This is a genomic window from Deinococcus arboris, from assembly GCF_009755355.1.
Taxonomy (GTDB): Bacteria; Deinococcota; Deinococci; order Deinococcales; family Deinococcaceae; genus Deinococcus; species Deinococcus betulae.
Map to the genome: position 1 here is coordinate 19809 of NZ_WQLB01000030.1, position 19685 is coordinate 39493.

The 19685-nt window shown below is 69.1% G+C and carries 16 protein-coding genes and 1 tRNA gene; 7 read left to right on the top strand and 10 right to left on the bottom strand.

Translation table 11 applies throughout. The annotated features are described in order from the left end of the window. Position 1: 1 nt before the first annotated feature. The 4 genes from tsaE to GO986_RS17585 are packed head-to-tail and all read right to left on the bottom strand — an operon-like array spanning position 2 to position 4774. Complete coding sequence (tsaE, locus tag GO986_RS17565; protein ID WP_439648720.1) at positions 2 to 445, bottom strand: tRNA (adenosine(37)-N6)-threonylcarbamoyltransferase complex ATPase subunit type 1 TsaE; 444 nt, start codon at positions 443 to 445, stop codon at positions 2 to 4. Next, positions 442 to 2448, bottom strand: a complete 2007-nt coding sequence (locus tag GO986_RS22655) for a coiled-coil domain-containing protein (RefSeq protein WP_232337873.1) — start codon at positions 2446 to 2448, stop codon at positions 442 to 444. Before GO986_RS22655 ends, tsaE begins: the two co-directional genes overlap by 4 nt. Next, a complete protein-coding gene (locus tag GO986_RS17580; protein ID WP_157460603.1) occupies positions 2448 to 4058 on the bottom strand; it encodes a hypothetical protein in 1611 nt (536 codons plus the stop codon). The genes GO986_RS22655 and GO986_RS17580 overlap by 1 nt, the downstream gene beginning before the upstream one ends. After that, positions 4055 to 4774 carry a roadblock/LC7 domain-containing protein gene (locus GO986_RS17585; protein ID WP_157460604.1) on the bottom strand — a complete coding sequence of 240 codons (720 nt, stop codon included), beginning with the start codon at positions 4772 to 4774 and terminating at the stop codon, positions 4055 to 4057. Before GO986_RS17585 ends, GO986_RS17580 begins: the two co-directional genes overlap by 4 nt. A gap of 144 nt (positions 4775 to 4918) precedes the next feature. On the opposite strand from GO986_RS17585, the gene GO986_RS17590 reads away from it, so the two are divergent. Then, positions 4919 to 4995, top strand: a tRNA-Arg gene (locus tag GO986_RS17590). Positions 4996 to 5178: 183 nt separating this feature from the next. Here the strand turns inward: GO986_RS17590 and GO986_RS17595 are convergent. The 4 genes from GO986_RS17595 to GO986_RS17610 all read right to left on the bottom strand — a co-directional run bounded on the left by GO986_RS17595 (position 5179) and on the right by GO986_RS17610 (position 9424). Beyond that, on the bottom strand, positions 5179 to 5886 hold the full coding sequence (locus tag GO986_RS17595) for an alpha/beta fold hydrolase (RefSeq protein ID WP_157460605.1): 708 nt from the start codon (positions 5884 to 5886) through the stop codon (positions 5179 to 5181). Between the two features lie 2 nt (positions 5887 to 5888). Beyond that, positions 5889 to 7226, bottom strand: a complete 1338-nt coding sequence (locus GO986_RS17600) for a family 1 glycosylhydrolase (RefSeq protein ID WP_157460606.1) — start codon at positions 7224 to 7226, stop codon at positions 5889 to 5891. Positions 7227 to 7260: 34 nt separating this feature from the next. Next, positions 7261 to 8808, bottom strand: a complete 1548-nt coding sequence (locus GO986_RS17605; RefSeq protein WP_198170785.1) for a GMC family oxidoreductase — start codon at positions 8806 to 8808, stop codon at positions 7261 to 7263. A 67-nt stretch (positions 8809 to 8875) separates the two neighbouring features. Then, the gene (locus tag GO986_RS17610; protein ID WP_157460608.1) at positions 8876 to 9424 is read right to left on the bottom strand and encodes a gluconate 2-dehydrogenase subunit 3 family protein; all 549 of its coding nucleotides are present in this window, start codon (positions 9422 to 9424) and stop codon (positions 8876 to 8878) included. Between the two features lie 314 nt (positions 9425 to 9738). Between GO986_RS17610 and GO986_RS17615 the strand changes: the two genes are divergently transcribed. The 4 genes from GO986_RS17615 to GO986_RS17630 all read left to right on the top strand — a co-directional run bounded on the left by GO986_RS17615 (position 9739) and on the right by GO986_RS17630 (position 15594). Beyond that, entirely contained in the window at positions 9739 to 11931 is a 2193-nt protein-coding gene (locus GO986_RS17615) for a glycosyl transferase family 1 (RefSeq protein WP_157460609.1), read from the top strand. A 257-nt stretch (positions 11932 to 12188) separates the two neighbouring features. Continuing rightward, on the top strand, positions 12189 to 13355 hold the full coding sequence (locus tag GO986_RS17620) for a glycosyltransferase family 1 protein (RefSeq protein WP_157460610.1): 1167 nt from the start codon (positions 12189 to 12191) through the stop codon (positions 13353 to 13355). Next, positions 13348 to 14496: a UDP-galactopyranose mutase gene (gene glf, locus GO986_RS17625; RefSeq protein ID WP_157460611.1), complete on the top strand. Its 1149-nt coding sequence runs from the start codon at positions 13348 to 13350 to the stop codon at positions 14494 to 14496. The genes GO986_RS17620 and glf overlap by 8 nt, the downstream gene beginning before the upstream one ends. Positions 14497 to 14718: 222 nt before the next feature. Beyond that, the gene (locus GO986_RS17630) at positions 14719 to 15594 is read left to right on the top strand and encodes an SDR family oxidoreductase (RefSeq protein ID WP_157460612.1); all 876 of its coding nucleotides are present in this window, start codon (positions 14719 to 14721) and stop codon (positions 15592 to 15594) included. Between the two features lie 227 nt (positions 15595 to 15821). Here GO986_RS17630 and GO986_RS17635 read toward each other — a convergent pair whose 3' ends face one another. After that, entirely contained in the window at positions 15822 to 16739 is a 918-nt protein-coding gene (locus GO986_RS17635) for a magnesium transporter CorA family protein (RefSeq protein WP_157460613.1), read from the bottom strand. A 248-nt stretch (positions 16740 to 16987) separates the two neighbouring features. On the opposite strand from GO986_RS17635, the gene GO986_RS17640 reads away from it, so the two are divergent. Together GO986_RS17640 and xseA are read left to right on the top strand one after the other, a co-directional pair. Further along, positions 16988 to 17362 carry a fluoride efflux transporter FluC gene (locus tag GO986_RS17640; RefSeq protein ID WP_157460614.1) on the top strand — a complete coding sequence of 125 codons (375 nt, stop codon included), beginning with the start codon at positions 16988 to 16990 and terminating at the stop codon, positions 17360 to 17362. Further along, positions 17359 to 18582, top strand: a complete 1224-nt coding sequence (gene xseA, locus GO986_RS17645) for an exodeoxyribonuclease VII large subunit (protein ID WP_369409451.1) — start codon at positions 17359 to 17361, stop codon at positions 18580 to 18582. The genes GO986_RS17640 and xseA overlap by 4 nt, the downstream gene beginning before the upstream one ends. A gap of 30 nt (positions 18583 to 18612) precedes the next feature. On the opposite strand, the gene GO986_RS17650 is transcribed toward xseA, so the two are convergent. After that, positions 18613 to 19479, bottom strand: coding sequence for a sulfurtransferase (locus tag GO986_RS17650; RefSeq protein ID WP_157460615.1), 867 nt, complete (start codon positions 19477 to 19479; stop codon positions 18613 to 18615). Positions 19480 to 19685 lie beyond the last annotated feature (206 nt).

Below are 19685 nucleotides of genomic sequence, written 5' to 3' on the forward strand. Positions count from 1 at the left end.
TTTAGCGGCGCCGCGTCACCTGGCGGATTTCGGGACTCTTCATGTGTTCCAGGTGCAGCACCGGCGCTTCTGGGTAGTCGGCATACAGCCTCTCGCCCCACTCGATGACACTCAGGCGGCTGCCTTCAATCAGCGCTTCCAGGTCCATCTCGTACAGTTCGGCGGGGTCGCGCACGCGGTAGGCGTCCACATGCAGCAGGGTGCCTGCCGGGGTGGGGTAGAGGTTCATCAGGGCGTAGGTGGGGCTGGTGACGGGCTCTGTAAAGCCCAGCGCCTGGGCCAAGCCCTGCGTCAGGCTGGTTTTGCCGGCCCCCAGCTCGCCTTCCAGAAACAGCACGCTGCCTGGAGGCAGGGCGGCCCAGGCGGCGCCGAACGCCTGCTGCTCGGGGAGGCCGCGCAGCGTGCTGGTCTCGCCGGGCGCCAGTGGCCAGGCGCCCAGTGTCACGGCATCCCGGTGTCCAGCCAGGCGCCGACCTGCTCGTCCAGGTCAGTCCAGTTCTGGGCGCGGCCCACCCGCCACTCGCCGGGCACGGTGCTGCGCGCCGACCAGACGTGCGTGGCGTCACCCATGTCCAGGCGGTGCAGCCCCAGCGCGGTGGCCTGGGTCAGCAGTGTGGCCAGGCCCTGCGCCGCCAGGGTGTGGGCGCCCTGGCGAATCTGGCTGCCCTCGAAGGTCCAGGTTTCGGCACTCTCGGTGGGCGCGGTGGGCGCTGGCATCTCGCTGGGGGGCGGTGTGACGGGGGCTGACAGCAGCGTGTCGAACAGGGACGCTGGCGTGACGGCGGGGGTGGTTGGGGCCACAGGCGGCGGAGGGGTCAATGCGAAGGGAGACGGCTCGGGGCTGGCGGCCAGCAGGCTGTTTTCCTCGAAATCGAACACGTCCAGCAGGCCGCTCAGGGCGTCCTGACCAAAGGTCGAGGTGACCTCCTGGGCCGCGCGGTATTCGGCGTGGGCCTCGGTCAGCAGGGCCTCGGCGTCGGTCAGGGTCTGGGCGTAGCGCTCGCGGGCCTGGGCACTCAGCTGGCCCAGGCGGCGCTGGGCACGCAGGGTGTCGGCCAGGCGGCCCAGGCGCTGGGTGGTCTCGCCGGCCAGGTGGCGCACCGTGTCGTATTCCTGCACCACGCGGTCGGCGCGGGCGTCAAAGTCCTCGCGTTCCTGGGCGGCGGCGCCCATGCGGCGTTCCAGCACGCTCCAGAGCAGGCCGGCGTCGACAGCCTCTCCTCGGGCCAGGGCGGCGCGGGCGTCGGCCAGCAGGGGCGCCAGGTCAGCGCTGGCGCCGGGCACGTCGCGCGCCGAACGCTCGATGTCCAGCAGCTCGCGCTGCGTTTCGATCTGGGCGCGGGCGTTGACGCCGGCACTCAGGGCGGTCTGCATGGCCTGGAGTTCCTGAAGCTCGTCGGTGGCCAGGCTGCCACTGTCGAGCAGGTGCCGGGCCGAATCCAGGGCGATGCGGGTGTCGGCGCCGGCCTGGCCCTGGCTCAGCTCGGTTTCCAGGCGGGCCAGTTGGGCGCGCTGCTCGGCCAGCAGGCGGTCGCGCTCGGCTTTCAGGTCCTCGCGCCAGCCGGTGACCACGTCTTCGGTGAGTTGAGCAGCCTGGTGCAGGGCGCGCAGGCCTTCGTGGCGTTCACGCAGTTCGGGGCGGGCCTGCAAGAGGGCCGCAAACTCGCGCTCCACACTGGCCAGCTGCTGCGCGGCGTGTTCCTGTTCCAGCGCCAGCACGCGCGCCTGGGCGTCGGGGTCCAGAATGGTCGCCGAGGTCGGCAGCGCCGGGTTCTCGACGGTCTGCACCACCGAAGATTCCAGGGCCTTACGCAGGTTAAAGGTCAGGTTGCGGGCGCGCTCGACCTCGCCGGGCAGCAGGGTCGCCTGCTTCTGGGCCTCGTCAATCTGCCCGATCAGGGTTTCCAGGCGGCGCACGTCCTTGCCGCCCATGCCCTGCACCCGCGCAAAGGTGGCGCGCAGTTCGGCCAGGTCCTGACCCTGTTCCACCAGCCCTTCTTGCAGGCGGCGGTCCATCGTGTCAATCAGGTTCTGGCCCTCTTGCACCAGCGCGCTGATGTCGCGGCCTTCTTTTTCCTCCTGCCGGGCCACACTCAGCACGCCGCGCAGGCGCTGGGTCTCGGGCCAGTCGAAGTACAGCGAGAAGCGCCGCGCGCCTTCTTCCAGGCCCAGCAGCGAGCTGAGCTGGTTGGGCAGCAGCCGCTCCTGGGTGGATTTCAGCAGCTCGTTCAGGACTTCAGAGACGCGCTTTTTGGCCAGGGGTGCGGGCACGCTGAGTTGCAGGCGCTTGAAGACCTCCTTTTTCAGGATGTCTTCCAGCATGCCGGGGTCAATGGTGTCCAGCTGGCCGCCGCGCGCCTGGGCCGCGTCTTGCAGGATGCGTTCCAGGGCGCGGGGCGAGACGAGGTCGCCCAGCATCTTGACGGGCAGTCGGCCCAGGGTCGCCATCAGAGTTCCTCATCCCAGTCCACCGTGGTGGCGGTTTCGACGGTGTTGTTCTTGGAGGACGACCCGGCGCCCAGAAGACCGAACTGCTCGCACAGGCCCCGGAAGCCGAAGGTCATCAGGCCGATGGCCGCCGCGCCCAGCAGCGCCCACAGCGGCAGGGCGTAGGCCCCCTGGCTCAGCGTGAGGTTGGTCAGGCTGCGCAGGGCGCCCGCGCCAAAAGCGTCACCCAGGGCGCCCAGCAGGCCAAAAACGCCTTCGAGCATCAGGGGCAGCATCAGCAGGGTCAGGCCCGCCATGATGGCGCGCCAGTAGGTGTTGCGCCCGCCGAAGGCCAGGTTCAGCAGGTACAGCGGCGCGGCGGTGGCCAGCGCCAGCAGCAGGAACACCAGCACCCGCAGCCAGCCTGAAAACCAGCGGCTGGTGCTCAGCGAAGCGGCGTCCAGGGCGCTGCTGGCCTGCCCGGCGGCCTGACGCTCGGCGCCCGCCAGACCCGCAATCAGGGCCTGCACGTCGCTGACTCGCAGGGCGCTGCGGCCCTGAGCGGCCTCGGCGGCGCCCACCACGCCCGTAAAGGCGGCCGTGTCGCGCAGCGGCGAGGGCACGCGGGCCAGCGCCTGCGTGGCGGCGGCCAGTGCGTCCCGCGCACCAGCGGCGTCGCCGTGCCCGGCAGCCGCCTGCGCGCGGCCCAGCGCGGCGTACGCCTGCGCCAGCTGTCCGGCGGCGGGGGTGGTGGGCGCCGGCGTGGGGGCCGGGTCAGGGCTGGTGCCAGGGTCCGGCTGTGTGGGCACCGTGTTGTCGGGGGCCGTGCCGGGGTCTGGGGTCGGATCGGGGGTGCCAGCCGGGTCGGTGGGGGCCGGAGTGGCCGACGGGGGGGTCGCCAGACTGCGGCTGAGGGCTGCCGTGCCCTGACGCAGAGTAGTCAGCGAGGTCGCCAGCGCGGCGGTGTCCCCGGCGGTCAGCTGTCGCAGCGCGTCCCCAAACTGCGAAACCCGCAGCGTGCCCACGCCCGATGCGTCCTGCACCGTCGTAAACCAGCTGGTGGCGCGCGCCAAGTTGACATACGAGGTGGTGGTTTGCTCGGCGCGGGTGGCCGCCAGGGCCGCCGTGACCCTGGCGGCGGCGGCGCGCTGAAGCTGCCAGGCGGTGCGCTCCAAGCGTCCGCCCTGGGCGCTCTGGGTCAGCGTCTGGGCCGCCTGGCCCGTGACACCGAACTCGCGCGCCAGCACGCGCAGTTGGGCGCTGCTGTTCTCGGGGGCGGCGGCCAGGGCGGCCAGCGTCTGGTCATACAGCGCCTTGCGCATCAGGCCGCGCGCCAGCAGCACCTGGGCTTCCAGCTCGGCGGGCGTGCGGGCCAGCGAGGCGCGCGCGCCCTGGACGGCGTCATTCAGGCCGCGCACAATCTGCTGGTTGCGCAGGGTGGGGGCCAGGGTGCCCAGGGCCGTTTGCGCCGCGTCCAGCCGGGTCAGGGCGGCCTGGGCCGACTGGGCGCGGGCCTGCACGGCGCCGTCCAGATTGGTGGCCAGGGCGTTGTAGGCGCTGAGGTCCTGGGCGCTGGCCGCGCCGGCGCTCAGGGCCAGGCTCAGGGCGGCCAGGGTGGAGAGGCGGGTCATGCCGCCACCCGCAGCTGCTGCAACTCCACGAGCAGCCGGCCCACATTGGCCTGCGAGGTGGCGACCACCGCCACGCAGTACCCACCCAGCGGACAGACACACACGGTCTGCCCGCCCAGATCGGCCGACATCAGCTTGAGGGACCGCTTCTGAAACAGCATGGCGCTGGCGGCCACCACGCCGCCCAGGCCCGCCGGGTCCCGCACCGCCTTGACGCGCAGCACCTCGCCGGTGGCGCGGCAGACCATCACGCCCTGCACGCCACTCAGGCGCCCCAGGTTCTGAATCAGGGCGTCCTGGTCGCCCGGCTGGGTCAGGTCGTAGGTGCGGGTGGTGGGCGCCGCGCCGTAGTCGGGGTCATCGAACTCGAAGTCGTCGGCACCCAGGCCCAGGTCATCGAACGTGGTTTCGTTCTGCGGCTCGTCCCAGGTGGCCACCGGGCCGCTCTGGGTAAACAGCGTGGGCGCTTTGGGATACTGCGACTCCAGTTGTTTGGAGAGCACAGACAGTTCCTTGCGGGCGCGCGCGGGGGGCAGCACCGTGCTCAGGCGGGACAGCAGCGGGCCAGACAGCACCTTTTGCATGTCCTGCGCCGAGACCGATTCGGCCGAGAGGCCCTGCTCGCGCAGCACCGCCCGCAACATGGTTTCAGCCGCACGGTCAGAGACGACGCCCGATAAGGCGCGGACTACGAGGGTGTACACAGCGTTCGTCATTGAGGAACCTCAAGGGAGTATAGGAAAGCCCCGCTTACATTTTTGTCTCATCTGGATTGTGCCCCAAGTTGATGCCGGGCGTGCAGGGGTGGCCTGCCCCCCTGCTATACTTTGCGCGCCCAGTGTGGCATTCCCCCGCACCCTGCACTCGTAGCTCAGTTGGATAGAGCGGCCCCCTCCTAAGGGGCAGGCCACTGGTTCGAATCCAGTCGAGTGCACCAGGAAGAACAAGACCCCGCTTCGGTGCGGGGTTGTCTTTTTCCGCCTGAACTGTCGGTTCTAGAACTGAGCTATGAACGTCCCTGTGCCCGCTCACCGCTTCGGCAGGTATGGGTCAGCGCAGCAGCATCGTGGTGTGGAAAGGCCTCTGCGCATTCGTCCTGCCGGAATGACCTTGAGCCCCTCTACAACTCGTCGGCCCACTGCTTCAGCTTCTGCGCCACCTCGTCCGGCGCTTCCAGGGGCAGCAGGTGGCCCACGCCCGCGAGAAGCTGGACCCTCGGCGCCCGGTACAGCGGCACCACCGCTTCCTCAATGGTTGCCAGAGAGATCGCCGGGTCATCGCGTGAGGCCAGAATCAGGGTGGGGACCGTCACGGCCGCCGCGCGGTCACGCAGGTTCTCGCGGCTGCCCTGCTCGGGCCAGGCGGCCCAGGCGTGTGGGCTCGCCTGCTGGCCACCGCGCAGCAAGTCAGCCAGGGCGCTGGCCTCAAGGGGCCGGCGGGTGATGCGGCCGTACAGGGCGTGCAGCTGCGCTGGGTCGTTCCAGGCGGCTGTCAGGCGGGTGCGATCCTCGTCGGTCATGGGTTCGCCTCCCGGCGGTGAGGGCGCCACCAGCGCCAGGCCGCGCAGCCCAGGGGGCTGGCGCGCGGCCAGTTCGGTGGCCACCTTGGCGCCCATCGAGTGTCCTGCCACTAAAAAGGGGCCTTGTCCCAGGGCAGCCTGCACATGGTCAGCCATCTCCGCCACCGAAAAGCCTGGAATGGCCGCCGCCGTCCCAAAGCCGGGGAGGTCCGGGCAGAGGGTTGGGGCTTCCAGCCGGGCCGCCACTTCGTTCCACAGCGTGCCCGAGGTCCCAAAGCCGTGCAGCAGCACCCAGCGCACAGCGCTCATCTCTAGGTCTCCACCCGCAGGCGGGCGGGTTCCTTTGTCATCTCGAACATCTCGCCGTGGGGGACGGCCGGAATCTGGCCATAGCGTGACAGCAGGTCGCGGTAGGCGCCGGCCACCGGGCGCGGCTGGCGGTTAAGGTCGTACAGGCCGCAGCGGTTGACTGTGCCGCGTTGTTCAGCCAGCTGAATGTCCCAGTCAATCTGGTCGGTCAGGCTGTACCAGGTAAAGCCCAGCACCGGCATGTCGTCTTTGCGGGCCGTCAACACGTTTACCCACTGTTTCCAGAGCCAGGTCGGGGCCACGTCCGGGTCAAAATGATTGGTCTCGGTGTGAAAAATCGGCTTGCGGTAGCGCTCGTGGTAGGTCCTGGTAATTTCGCGCCAGCCCAGCACGTCCTCGGCCTGGGTTCTGGACCCGTCTGGATGCACGATGTGCTCATTCTTGCCGTAGTAATCGCTGCCCATAATCTGGTGCCCGGCCGGTTCACCCGCCATGAACCATTGGTATTCCTCGCGGGTCAGGCCGTTGTCCAGCAGGTACAGCATGACCTCGGCGTCGGGGCACACCCCGTACAGCAGGTCCAGCGACAGCAGGCGCAGCCGGTTCATCAGGGCCAGGTCGGGTCGGGGCGTGGGTGAGGCGTCATGCAGGTACTCGGCGCTTTCGCTCTGCACGATGATCGCGTCGCTGCGCACGCGGGCAATGCCCTGACACGCCAGGATGCTGGCCGCACACAGGTGCTTCATGGCGGTCACGAACCCCTGGTCGGTTTTCAGTTCCTCGTTCCACAGGCCGTCTTTGGCGCTGTTGCGCGCCGTGACATAAATCTCGTTGATGGGCGTGTAAAAGCGCACCCAGGGGTAACGCCGCGCGACCGCCTCGGCATACGCTTTGAAGTGCAGCGGCAGTTCCGGGTTCTGAAAGTTGCCCAGCCAGTCGGGCACGCCGAAATGCATCAGGTCCAGAATGGGGGTCAGGCCCAGGCGCCGAATCTCGTTCATGGCGGCGTCGGCAAATTCCCAGTCGTAGCGCCCTGGTCCCACGAAAGTCCGGTGCAGCGGCAGGTGGTAGCGCAGGTACTTGAGGCCCAGATCCTGCACCAGCGCGAGGTCCTGCTGCCAGTGGTCGTAATGCCCGCATTCGGCCAGCAGGTCACGCCGCACCCGCCCGCCCTGAATGGTCGGATTTGAGCATTCGATGCCTGTGGCAAACATGAAGTTCTGCGCCGTGCCGGTCGGTGCCCCCGAGCCGTCGGCCCCTGCCGCGCCCCCGTATTGGTCGCCGGGGTACTGGCCGTCCGGCGCCGCCTTCTGAATCAGGTCCAGAAATCCGCCGGCCATCGTTAGTGGGCGCTCCCGACAAGAGAAGGGTGTGTCATGGGTGAACCTCCGTGGCCAAGCGGGCCAGAAAGCGGTCGGCGGCGCGCAGCGACAGCGCCATGATGGTCAGCGCCGGGTTGACACTCAGGGCGCTGGGAAAGATGGAATTGTCCAGAATGTGCAGGCCCTCTAGGTCCCAGCTGCGGCCATCGGGGTCCACGACACTGGTGGCGGGGTCGAGGCCCATCCTGGCGGTGCCGATGATGTGGGCGCCGCGCGGATAGCTCCAGACCCCGCGCGCCCCGGCGGCCTCCCAGACGGCGCGCATCACCCGTTCGGCGTGGGCGGTCATGCGCCGCTCGTTCTCGCCCCAGGAGAAGTGAATCCGGGGCTTGGGCAGACCCCGCCTGTCAAGTTCGTCTGAGAGGTCAAGGAAGTTGTGAGGGTGCGGCAGGCAGTCCCCCAGCACGTTGATGCCGGCCACGTGGCCATAGCCGCACAGCCGCTCCAGCAGGGCCGGACCCCAGGTACCCGTGGCGCGCGCCAGCTGTGAGGCGTAGGTGACGGGCATCACGCCGATAGACTGCAGCAGGTAGCCGCCAGCAAAGTCGGCGGGGCCAAAGCTGTCCAGGCGGGCGGGGCGGTGGGTGTCCTCGGAAATCAGGGCGCCGGGAATGCCCTTGTGGGGGCGGGTGTCCTCGTCAAACTCGCCCCACAGTTGCAGCCCTACATGTGCCATGAAGTTGCGCCCCACCTGCCCGCTGCTGTTGGCCAGGCCGTGCAGCAGCAGCAGGCGCGGCGTTTCGATACCGCCGGCACACAGAAAGACGTGCCGCGCCCTCAGCCAGTGCAGCTGGCCGCCGCGCAGGTATTCCACGCCCGTGACGCGGTCCCCGGCGCGCGTGAGGCCCACCACGAAGCTCTCGGGCCGAATCTGGGCGCCGCGCGCCTCGGCCAGGGGCAGGTAGGTCACGTCCATGCTGCCCTTGGCGCCCACCGAGCACCCGGCTTGGCAAAAACCCCGGTGGGTACAGGCCGGGCGGAGGCCGTAGCCTTCCTGGGCCTGGGGGCGGGACAGCGCCGCGTTGGCGGCGGGCGAGGTCCGTAGGCCGACAGCCTCGCAGCCGCGCGCCATCAACTGGGCGGCGCTGTTCAGGGGCAGGGGCAGGTGGGGATAGCCCTGGTCCCGAGCGGGGCCCCAGGGATAGGGTGTGGGGCCAGAGACGCCCAGAAACCCTTCGACCTCTGCGTAGTAAGGTGCCAGATCGGCGTAGCTGAGCGGCCAGTCTTCACCCACGCCAAACTCGGTGCGCAGGCGGAAATCGTCCGGCTGGGCGCGGGGGGTATAGGCGGTGTAGTGCAGCGTGGAGCCGCCCACCCCACAGCCCGAATTGTTGTTGCCAAACCCCAGAGGGTCGGCGCCCGCCGAGAGCCGCTCATCGGTCCAGAAGAGCCCTGCCTGCGCCTTTTCGTCGGTGGCCATGTCAGTCAGAGGGTGGCGGCGGCCTGCTTCCAGCGCGACCACCCGCAGGCCCGCCCCGGCCAGGCGTGACAGCAGCGGCGCGCCGCCCGCCCCGGTGCCCACCACCACGGCGTCCACCATCTCACGCCTGCTCACTGCGACCTCTCTGGCGGGTGTGCGGTGACCCACAGAGAGCAGAACCCTGCGGTCACTCCGGCTCCGGCAGCGGAGGTTCCCAGGCTTCGCGGGCATTCAGGCCAGGGCTGGCCCAGCCCGGCACATCGGCGTAGGGCACCACACCCCAGCGCCACTGGGTCAGGGGATGGCTGGCATACGCCTCAACCAGTTCGGCCAGCAGGTCCTCGAAAGCGCGGGGCTGCGCGCGCTGGGCCGTATATAGCACCCCGTCTTGCTCCGTAGCTGAGAGTTTCTCGAATGCGGGGCTCAGGCTTCCCAGCAGGGCGCGGTAAGCCTCGGCACCGGGCGGCAGCTCGGCGTACCGCCAGCCCTTACCTTCCTGACGCGCCAGTCGCCCTTCGACCGCGCCGACCAGGTCGTGTTCGGCGGGATCGTGGGGCACCAGCCGGGCCGCTACCGCCCGCAGCCGCGTCCGCTCAGCAGGGGTGAATACCTGGCCCGCTGGCTCAGGGGGCATGAGTCGGTGCTCCAGCACAGCGCGGGTGGCCGGCGTCACATGACCGGAGACCAGCAGCTGTTTTACGGCGGCTCGGTCAGAAGGAAGAGGCGGCTTGGTCATCAGGCTCCTGGGCCCACCTGTGGGCGGGACTGGACGTTATGGTCAAACCTGCGACCCCGCTCAGAGGGTACGAAGACTGACGGTTTCTCAACCCTCAAGAGGGTCTAAAGAGAGGCAGATGGAGGTTCACCCCTGAATTGCCTTCAGACCGCCTTGGGCTGGCCCTCACCGGGGCGGGCGCCGAGCCATGCCACGATTGCGGACGTGAACTGGCAGCGCTCCCAGCCCTGTGTCTGCCGCAGCGGCGCGGCCAGGCTTCTGTGCTGTCTTCTCCCTGCTTGCAGCGGGCCGCCAGGGCTGTCTCTGGCCGCGCCATGAGTGCCCCCACGGCGCGGCCCGCTCCACCGCCGCTGCCAGAACTGGCCGCGCCCTCACCGTTTGCCACCTTCTGGCTGGGGGGCTTCGAGTGCTCCACGCAGCGGCGGCCATCAGGGCGGCGCATTGACGTGATTGACGCCACGGGCCATGACCGCTGGGCCGCGCAGGACTACGCCCGGCTGGCGGCCTGGGGCCTGGGCGGCGCGCGCGACGGCCTGCGCTGGCACCTGATTGAGCGCCGCCCCGGCGCATTCGATTTCTCCAGTGCCGAGGCGCAGGTGGCGGGGGCCGCCGCCGCCGGGGTGCCGGTGATCTGGGACCTGCTGCACTACGGCCTGCCGGATTTCGTGGACGTGTTCTCGCCAGAGTTTCCGGCGCAGTTTGCCCGCTATGTGCAGGCGACGGCGGCCTGGTTGAGGGCCCGCACCCACGGCGAGCTGTGGCTGTGTCCCATCAACGAGATCTCGTTTTTCGCCTGGGGCGGGGGTGAGGTGGGCTACCTCAATCCGTTTGCGCGGGGCCGGGGCGCCACATTGAAGGCGCAGCTGGTGCGGGCCGCTATCGCGGGCATGGACGCGGCGCGGCGCGTGGACCCAGGCGTGCGCTTCTTGCATGCTGAGCCGCTGATTGCCGTTCACGCCCACCCCGACCGCCCCCACGAGGCTGGGGCCGCCGGCCGCGAGCATGAAGGCCAGTTTGAAGCCCTGGACCTGCTGCTGGGCCGCGTCCACCCGGAGCTGGGCGGCGGCCCCGAGTACGTGGATGTCATCGGCCTGAACTACTACCCCTATAACCAGTGGCACCACCACCCCCAGCCGGAAGCCCGCGAGCGCGTGACCCCCGACCAGCCGGCTTACCAGTCCCTGGACCTGCTGCTGGCCGCTGTGCATGACCGTTACGGCCGGCCGCTGCTGATCGCCGAAACCGGCGCCGAGGGCGACGCCCGCGCGCCCTGGCTGGAGCAGGTGGCGCGCGGCGCGCTGGCGGCGCAGGCGCGCGGCGTGCCCGTGTTGGGGGTGTGCCTGTACCCGGTGGTCAACCACCCCGGCTGGGACGATGACCGCCACTGCCCCAACGGGCTGTGGGACTATCCCGACGCCCTGGGTCACCGCGCAGCTGACCCGGCGCTGGGCGCCGCCCTGGCCCGCGTGCAGGCACAGACCCCGGCCGAACCGCTCCCTCCCCCAGCAGTAACGCTGGCCGGCTTCTGTCGCCATCTGACACAGGCAGCCCAGAGCAGTGCCCACGAAGGCGAGGAGGACCGCACAGGAGCCGCCCTGCATCTGTTGCGGGCAACCCACGCTCTCCGCGCGCCACTGCCGCTTCAGATTGGGGGACTGGGGCTGGATGGCCGGGGTGCCCTGACGGTACTGCGCCTGCTGGGCCGTCTTCATCCTGAGGCTGCGCAGCTGTACGAGTCTCATCTGGGCGCCCTGGACCTGATGAACAGGCTGGGCACCCCCCAGCAGCGGGAGCAGGCGGCGCAGGCCGTCCGGGCCGGAGATCTGTTTGGGCTGTACCTCTCAGAGGAGGCCGGAGAGTCTCTGATGGCCCCCGACCGGGCCGTTGGCGGGTGCCCGCGCGGCTGGCCCGAGGAGGCTGATCTGGTCGACCACCTGGTCGCGCCCGTTCAGGGGCCTGGCGAGGGCTGGGCTCTGGCACTCTGGAGGCCGCAACTGGCTGGGTTTGCGTCCCCTGAGATCACCCTGCTGGAACCGCTTGGCGGAGGCTTGCCACCCGCTGCGGTGGGGGGCCAGACGCTGCGCCGGCTGGCGCTGAGGCTGGGTGTGGCTGACCGTCTGTTCGAGGCCGGGCGGCAGGCGCTACGGCTCACCGGTCGCCAGCACGACGACCGGCAGCGCCGCCGCTTTGTCAGAGCTGCTGCCGGGCTGGAGGGGGCCTGGCACCTGACCCGCCACGCCAGTCAGCTGCTGGACCGCTCAGACGAGGCGGCCACCTTGGCGGCGGTGGCCCTGGTTTGCGAAGCGGTTGAGGCGGCCTGCGAGCAAACCCTTCAGGATTTAGAGCCGCTAGGTGGAGGAGCGCTTACGGCGCAATACCTGCGCGGGCTGCCCCCTCTCCCTAACCTGAACGCCGCCCGCTTGGCTCTGGAGACTACGCTGCTGGACGCCCCGGCCTGGCCCCCGCCTACCTGGACAGCGCTGGACGAGGACCGCTGGCCGCCCTGACCATCAGCGTTTTCCGACCTGGGAGCACCTCCTCTTCTTACCCCAGGGCACATTCTTAAGCGGCCTGCCAGAACTTATTGGTTCACACCTTAGTCAGGGCAAGAAACGTTCAAGTCTTGTTCAATGCGTCCTGAACAGTGTCAATAGGCATCCGCACTTCTAGTTGCCTTTAATTGTTTTTGAGCTGACCGCCCTTTTCCCTCACCGCACTCTTAGCGTCCTCAGGCTGCTCCCGGCCTGAGAGGAGGTCTCCGCTCATGACCCGCTTCACTGCTGCTGTCTCCGTTTCGGCCGAACCTGCCCTCCTCGTGCTGGCCCACCTGCGCTGGGCCTTTGTCGTCCAGCGGCCACAGCACCTGATGACCCGCGCCGCCCGTTCGCGCCCGGTGTACTACATCGAGGAGCCGGTCTTTGGGGACTGGGCCGACCACTGGGTCTTTGCCCAGGACCCCTCGGGCGTGCAGGTCTGTACCCCGCACATTCAAGTGGGCCACTCGGCAGACGAGTCCCAGGCCCGGACTGCTCGCCTACTGGAAGGCCTGGTCGCCACTGAAGACTTGCTGCACTACGACCTGTGGGTGTACGCCCCGATGGAATGGCCCGTAACGGTCGGCCTGACGCCCCGCCTGACGGTGTACGACTGCATGGATGAACTGGCCAACTTCAAGGGGGCCCCGCCGGCCCTGCGCGGGCGTGAGCGGCAGCTGATGGCCCGCGCCGACGTGGTGTTCACGGGAGGCCACCGCCTGTACGAGGCCAAGGCCAGCCAGCACGCCAACGTGCACCCCTTTCCTTCCTCAGTGGACACGGCGCATTTTGCCCAGGCCAGGGCGCCGCAGCCCGACCCAGAGGATCAGCGCGATCTGCCCCGGCCGCGCCTGGGGTTTGCCGGCGTGATTGACGAGCGGCTGGACACGGCCCTGCTGGGCGCCCTGGCCCGTCGCCGCCCGGAGTGGCAGCTGGTGCTGCTGGGGCCCGTCGTCAAGATTGACCCCGCCGAGCTGCCGCGCGCCCCCAACCTGCATTACCTGGGCATGAAACCCTACGCCCAGCTGCCCGCTTATTTTGCCCACTGGGACGCCGCACTGCTGCCCTTTGCCCACAACGCGGCCACCGAGTACATCAGTCCCACCAAGACGCCGGAATACCTGGCCGCTGGCCTGAGCGTGGTGTCCACGTCCATCCGTGATGTGGTGCGTCCTTACGGCGAAGGCGACATGGTGCGCATTGCTGACGGCGTAGACGCCTTTGAAGCCGCCTGCGTGGCGGCCCTGGCCGAGGCCGGCAGCGCTCTGGCCCATGAGCGCCGGGCCCGCGCCGACACCTATCTGGCCGGCCTGTCCTGGGACCGCACCTGGCAGGACATGGCCGCCGAACTGACCCGCGCCGCGCCTGCCCTGGAGCCGCTGGCCGCCGATGACTGAAACCGCTGCCCAGCCGGGCTTTGATTACCTGATTGTGGGGGCGGGGTTTGCGGGCGCCGTCCTGGCCGAGCGCCTGGCCACAGCAACCGGGGCGCGGGTGCTGATCGTGGACCGCCGCCCCCATATCGGCGGCAACGCCTATGACCGCTACGACGACGCGGGCATTCTGATTCACCCCTACGGGCCGCATATCTTCCACACCAACTCCGCCGATGTCTTTGCTTACCTGTCGCGCTTTACCGAGTGGCGCCCCTACCAGCACCGGGTCCTGGCCAGCGTGGACGGTCAGCAGCTGCCCATTCCCATCAACCTCGACACTGTCAACCGCCTGTATGGCCTGAACCTCACGGCCTTTGAGCTTGAGGCTTTCTTCGCTTCGGTGGCCGAGCCGGCCGCGCAGATCCGCACGAGTGAGGACGTGGTGGTCTCCAAGGTGGGGCGCGACCTGTACAACAAGTTTTTCCGGGGTTATACCCGCAAACAGTGGGGGCTGGACCCCAGCGAACTGGACGCCTCGGTCACGGCCCGCGTGCCCACGCGCACCAACCGCGACGACCGCTATTTTGCCGACACCTACCAGGCCATGCCGCTGCACGGCTACACCCGGATGTTCGAGGCCATGCTGGCGCACCCCAACATCAAGGTGATGCTGAACACCGACTACCGGGAGCTTCAGGGCCTGCTGCCCTGGCGGCACACGATTTACACCGGCCCGGTGGACGCCTTCTTTGACCACTGTTACGGGCGCCTGCCGTACCGCAGCCTGGAGTTCGTTCACGAGACTCACGCCACGCCTCAGTTTCAGCCGGTGGGGACGGTTAATTACCCCAACGACTACGGCTACACCCGGATCAGCGAGTTCAAGCACATCACCGGGCAGGCGCACCCCCAGACCAGCGTGGTCTACGAGTACCCGCAGGCCGAAGGCGACCCCTACTACCCGGTGCCACGCCCCGAAAATGCCGAGCTGTACAAGCGCTACGAAGCGCTGACCCACACCCGCCCGGACGTGACCTTTGTGGGCCGCCTGGCCACTTACCGGTACTACAACATGGATCAGGTGGTGGCCCAGGCCCTGGCGACCTTCCGCCGCCTGACCGCTGGCCCGGAAGCGTCAGAACTGGCGGTGCAGCCGGGTTAAAGCCGAAAGCGAGAGGGGTGGGGCGGGTTGATGACGCCCCCACCATGAACGCTGTTGAGATGGGCGGCCCGTAGAGAAACCTGTCGGGCCGCCTTCTGGCAGTCACCGGGCACCGACTGCGGGAATGGACGGCTGGTCGTCCCTTGGGCAGGGCTTGACCGAGCGTTCACTGTGTCAGCCAGGCGACAGCCCCGCCCCCGCCCCGCGCGTCACGATGCCCGCATGAAACGCCGCCCCACGCCCGACGACCTGAAAGACGCCCAGAAGCTGCCTTACCCGGCCCGGCAGTCGGATATGCAGCCCCCGCCCCAGACCGACCTGCAGAACTACCGCCCGGCGGGCAAACTGGAGGGGAAGGTGGCCCTGATTACCGGGGGTGACAGCGGCATTGGGCGGGCGGTGGCGCTGGCGTTTGCACTGGAGGGGGCGCGGGTGGCCATCGTGTACAACGAGAACGGCGGCGACGCCCAGGACACCCGCCAATTGGTGGAGGACCGGGGCGGCGCCTGCCTGGTGGTCAGGGCCGACGTGCGCCACAAGGCCGAATGCCAGGCGGCGGTGACGCAGACGGTAGAGGCGTACGGCGGCCTGAACGTGCTGATCAACAACGCGGCGTACCAGATGGCCCAGCCGGACATCCTGGCACTGACCGAGGAACAGTTGCGGCGCACCACCGAGACCAACCTGTACGGTTATATCTTCATGATTCAGGCGGCGCTGCCGCACCTGAAGGCGGGGGACGCCATCATCAACACCGGTTCGATTGTGGGCGAGGTCGGCAACGAACTCCTGGTGGACTACACCGCCACCAAAGGCGGCATCCACGCCCTGACCAAGTCGCTGGCGCTGCAACTGGGCAAGGGCAAGAAGGGCATTCGGGTGAACGCTGTGTTGCCGGGCCCGGTCTGGACCCCCAACATCCCCGGCACCATGCCCCTGGAAGAAGTGCAGCGCTTTGGGTACGAGGTCGCGCTGGGCCGGCCCGGACAGCCCGAAGAACTGGCCCCGGCCTATGTCTTTCTGGCCAGCGACGACAGCTCGTTCGTCATGGGCAGCCTGCTGCACGTCACCGGCGGCAAATTGTCCAGCGATTCCTGAGAGCGAGCGTGAGTGCTGTTGGTCTCAACCGCCTATCACAGCATTTCGAGAGAACGAGTGACTGTGACAGCCCGCCGTGCTGGAGGGCCGGCGGGCTGTGCTGTTGACCTCCGTGTGACGTGAGGTAGCGCTTTAGAGGTACACCAACAAGGCTGGAAGGCACTCGGCATTCATCCACCGGGATAGACCCTCCACGCTGGAGAAGGCATTTCCCTTCTCGGCTTGTCCTACCACCAGCCGCGCCGTTTGAAAAACAGGGCCAGCGCGCCGCCGATCACCACAAAACTGGTCCAGGCCAGCAGGTAACCGTAAGGGCTTTTCAGTTCGGGCATGAATTCAAAATTCATGCCCCAGACGCCGGCCAGAAAGGTCAGAGGCAAAAACACCACGCTGACCGCCGTCAGGGTGCGCATCACCTCGTTCATGCGCTGGCCTTGCAGACTCAGGTGCAGGTCCAGCAGGCTGCTCAGCCCGTCGCGCAGGCTGTCCAGTCGCCCGGCGGCGCGCGTCAGAGAGTCCTGCACGTCGCGGTAGCGCACCAGGTCGGCGGGGCTACAGGTGCTGTGGCGGCCCAGCAGCGCGGTGGCCTCGCGCGCTTCGGTGGCCAGGCGCCGGGCGTGGGCAATCACATGCTTGATGGCAAAGACCTCGGCAACCGGGTTCTGCCGCTGGCGCTGAAACACCTGTTCTTCCAGGGTATCGGCGCGGTCTTCCAGTGCGTCGGCCACCTCGAAAAAGGTGTCGGCGGTGTGGTCCAGCAGTTCGTAGGTCACTTCCTGGGGGCTGTTGACGCTCTCGCGGCCCACCAGGGCCCACACGCTGCCCAGGGCGCGCGTGCCCGCCGTGCTCAGGGTCAGCACCGCCGACTCGAAGGTCAGGATGCTCAGGCGCTCGGTAAATTCGTCCATCTGGGCTGGGCGGGCGTACGAACGCACCGTGATAAAGGCGTGCTCCGGGTACACCTCGGCGCGGCTCCAGTGCCCGTGTTCCATCACATCTTCCAGGGCCAGGCGGTTGATGACGAAGGCCGCGCGCAGCGCCGTCAGGTCGTCGGGGGTGAGGTCCTGAACATCCACCCACACGTCCTGCGTCTGCCCGGCCCACTCAAGAGGCTGTCCAGTGCTCAGCTGCCGCGCCCGAATCATGGGTGCAGGATGGCAGACCTGGGCGCGGCGCAGACCGCGCTGGGGGCTTGCTCTGCTGAAAGGGCCTATCGGCAGGGAACCGGTGGCCCCCTTCCGCCGCTGCTCCCTGCCGCTGTTGCCGCTCTGCCTTGCCTCTGTGCCCGCCCAGCTGAGCCTCCCGGAGCTGGGCACACCTCACAGCCGGCGGCGGAGCTGGCCTCCGCCCCACCTTTCTTTTCGGCGGCTGGCCTTCTGGCATGCTGTCCCCCATGAGCGCGTGGATATGGGTGATGCTGGGCGGCGCGCTGGGCGCCGGCGCGCGGTACGGGGCGGGGCTGGGGCTGGCGGCGCTGGACGCCCGCAGCGCCTTTCCGGTCAGCATTCTGCTGATCAATGTGCTGGGGTCGTTTCTGCTGGGCCTGACCCTGAGCTTGGTGGGCCGGGGCCTGTGGCCCGAGGTGGCCCGGCTGGCGTTTGGCACGGGTGTCCTGGGCGGGTTCACCACCTTTTCGACCTTCAGCGCCAACCTGGATGAGCTGCTGGGCCGGGGTCAGGGCAGCGCCGCCGCGTTCTACGCTGCCCTGAGCGTGGGCCTGGGATTGCTGGCGGCGGCCCTGGGGCGCCAGCTCGGGGCGCGGCTGTGACCCGGCGCAAGAAGGGCGACACGCGCCCGCCCGACCAGTTTCTGGAACTGTCCGAGCTGCTGCTGTATGTGGGCCAGGTCATCACGCGGGGCCTGCCCGGCGCCGTGTGGGTCCGCGGCGAGATCGCGGCTGTCACCGACCGGCGCCACCTCTACCTCGATCTGGTGCAGGCCGGGGCCGAGGGCGAGGTGGCCAAGTGCCGCGCGACGGTGTGGGCGCGCGAACGCACCCTGCTGGAAGGCAAATTTCGCCGCGCGACCGGCGGCGCCCTGATCGCTGGCCTGAAGGTGCTGCTGTTTGCCGAGGCCACCTTCCACGAGCAGTACGGCTTTGCCCTCAATGTGCTGGATATCGCCCCCGAATTTACGCTGGGCGACGCGGCCCTGCGCCTGACCGAGGGCCGCGAGACGCTGGTGCGCGAGGGCGTCTATGGCCTGAACCGTCTGCTGCCGGCCCCGGCTGATTACTGCCGCTTTGCCGTCATCTCGCCGGAGGCGGCGGCCGGGCTGGGCGACTTTCGGCGCGAGATAGACCCGCTGGAACGCGCGGGGGTGCTGCGCCCGGTGTATCTGGAAGCCACCTTTCAGGGGCCGGGCGCGGCCGCCAGCCTGCGCCGCGCCGCCGAAGCCGCGCGGGCGCTGCACGGCGCAGACCCCCTGGACGCCCTGGTGGTCATCCGGGGCGGTGGGGCGGCCACCGACCTGGCCTGGCTCAACGACTTGGCTTTTGCCCGCCTGCTGGCGACCTTTCCCGCGCCAGTGCTGACTGGCCTGGGCCACGCCCGCGACGACACCCTGCCCGACGAGGTGGCCCACACCCGCCTGGACACCCCCAGCAAGGTGGCGGCCCTGGTGGTAGGAACGGTGGCCGAGGCCGCTGCCCAGGCACAGGAAGACGCCCGCATCATCCGTGCTCACGCCGCGCAGATTCTGGTGAATGCCGACGCCGGCGCGCAGTGGGCGCTGGACCGGGCGCGCGGGGCAGCGGCCCGCCACACCGAGGCCCAGGCCGCGCAGGTGGACGCCCTGATGCGGCAGGCATTGGGCCTGACGCCCGCCCGGACCCTAGCGCGCGGTTACGCCCTGGTGCGCGGCGCAGGCGGTCAGCCGCTCACTCGCGCCGCCCAGGTGAAGGCCAGTGAGCGGCTCACTCTGGAATTCGCTGATGGCACGGTCACGGTGGAAGCGCTGGGGGAGAAGGAAGAAATGGTGAGAGGCTGAATCCCAGGCGGTCTGCCGTCCCTATCCTCTCTAGGCGCCCTCCTCACCTGTGGCCACAGGCCGCGCCGGGTCGCTGATCCAGTCGCTCCACGACCCCGCATAGAGGCGGTTCTCCGGGCCCAGCGGCACGCCGGCCAGTTCGCGGGCCAGCAGGTTGGGCGCAGCGCTCACGCCGCTGCCGCAGTAGGTGACGGTGGGGGCCCCGCCGACATTGAGCCGCTCGGCCTGGGCGTCGGCACCATGCCAGTGGCCCCCCTCGTCCAGGGCGCCGCTCCACTCGCGGTTGACAGCGCCTGGAATATGGCCGGCCTGCCTGTCTATGGGCTCCACCTCGCCCCGGTAGCGGGCCGGCGCGCGGGCGTCCAGCAGTAGGGTCTGGGCAGGTAACGCCTGCACGTCGGCGGCAGTGGCCACAAAGTCGCTCTGCACGTCTGGCGTAAAGGTAGTTGGTGTAGGGCTCGGCTCGGCGGTATTGACGGCGCCGCTGGCCGCCACCCAGGACGGCCAGCCGCCGTCCAGCACCGCCACCTGCGTGTGCCCCAGCCAGCGCAGCAGCCACCAGGCCCGCGCGGCGTAAAAGCCCTGGCCGCCTCTGGGGTCGTCGTAGCACACGACCAGCGCGTCATTATCCACGCCGGCCTGTCCCAGCCACGCGGCCAGCGCACCGGGGTCAGGCAGCGGGTGCCGGCCCCCAGCGCCGCCGGGCTGCACAGGCCCGCTCAGGTCTATTTCCAGGTCGGCGTAGATGGCGTCAGGGACGTGCCCCTCCAGGTACGCCAGGCGCCCCAGCAGCGGGTCGGACAGGGCATACCGGCAATCCAGCACGCGCACCCTGGGGTCGTGGACATGGGCCAGCAGCCAATCAGCGGGCACCAGCGGCGTGGGCAGGGGGGTCATACGGCAGCCTACCGTGCGGCGGCATGAAAAGAAAAAACCCGCCTTCCTGGGCGGTGATAAAAAAAGCATAGCGCGGTATGCAGGCGCTGTCAATGCTGTCCAGCAGCAGCCAAAAAGGCGCGCCCAGACGCCAGTGGTCAGGCACGGCGGCTCACCGGTTATGCAGCCCCTCTGCTCTGGTCACGGCCCGGTCACGGCGCCCTGCC